1 protein-coding gene is annotated in these 1,176 nt (G+C 55.4%); it reads left to right on the top strand.

Annotation, left to right across the window (positions count from 1 at the left end; all coding sequences use genetic code 11):
* Positions 1-1,127, top strand: a 1,127-nt coding sequence (locus tag FAS41_RS30690; protein WP_138527027.1) for a tyrosine-type recombinase/integrase, incomplete at its 5' end; no start/stop codon positions are given.
* Between the last annotated feature and the right edge of the window lie 49 nt (positions 1,128-1,176).

Below are 1,176 nucleotides of genomic sequence, written 5' to 3'. Positions count from 1 at the left end.
CGACAGGTCGCAAGTCTTGGGTATTTCGCTTCCAGCTAAATGCGCGGCGCCGCGAAATGGGGCTGGGAGGCTTTCCGCAGGTGAGCCTCAAAGATGCTCGCCTTGCCTGCAGTGCATTTCGAATACAGCTCAGTTCAGGAGTAGATCCGCTCGCCGCGAGAGATGCTGAGCGGGCAGCCCGAAAACTAGCTCAGCAGGAAACCAGGCTAGGCGAGAAGTCATTCGAGACAGTCGCCCGAGAATACTTCGAAGCACACAGCGGTGCTTGGTCGGAGCGTTGGCGTAAGGGCTGGATTCGTAAGCTGGAGCATTACGCGTTTGATCGGATCGGTACTTCAGCTCCTAAAGATGTGCAGACTGAAGATGTGCTGAGCATTCTGCGTCCGATCTGGGCGGTTAAAAGTCGGACTGCGGATGAAGTCCGCTCCCAGATTGAGCAGATTCTGGATGCTGCGAAGGCGCGAGGTCTTCGTAGTGGTGAGAACCCGGCGCGTTGGAAGGGGCACTTAGAGAATCTACTCAGCAGGTTGGAGAAGAAAAAGGCTCGAACATGCGAGCGCTTCATAGCTTTGAATTGGAAGGATGCACCGAAGCTCATGCATCAACTCGACGAGCTTCGAGTACGCAATGCTCAAGCGCTGCAGCTGCTTCTACTGACCGGCGCACGCAGTCATATGGTTCGATTTGCCAGGTGGGAAGAGTTTGACCTGGTAGAGCGAGTCTGGAGGCTGGACGAGTCCCGCATGAAAACTCGTCAAGCATTCGCCATTCCTCTGTCCGAAGAAGTTCTACGGCTACATGAGGCGATCCCTAGAAATAGCGATTCCCAGTACCTCTTCCCTGGGCACGGAAGGTCAGGGGTCATGCATGGAAATGCTATGCGGGACTTGCTGCAAGAGGACCTTGCTTATCGGGGCGTGACCTGCCACGGTTTTCGCTCAACATTCCGCGACTGGGCAGGGGAATGCACCAACTACCCTAGGTACATCTGTGAGCTCGCGTTGGCGCACGATGAAAGGGGCGCCGTTGAAAGCTCCTATTCCCGATCTGATTTCCTTGAGAAGCGTCGACCGCTGATGGCTGATTGGGCCAAATACCTTTCGAGCTTTCAGAGCCCTGGCGCGTAACCTCAAGGAAATATTGCATCGCGACGGTCAGGCGGCTTTGGAGGCAGAA

It is taken from the genome of Pseudomonas nicosulfuronedens, from assembly GCF_005877905.1.
GTDB classification, from domain to species: domain Bacteria; phylum Pseudomonadota; class Gammaproteobacteria; order Pseudomonadales; family Pseudomonadaceae; genus Pseudomonas; species Pseudomonas nicosulfuronedens.
Note: the sequence above shows the minus strand (reverse complement) of the source record. Positions and strands in the feature narration are given on the sequence as shown.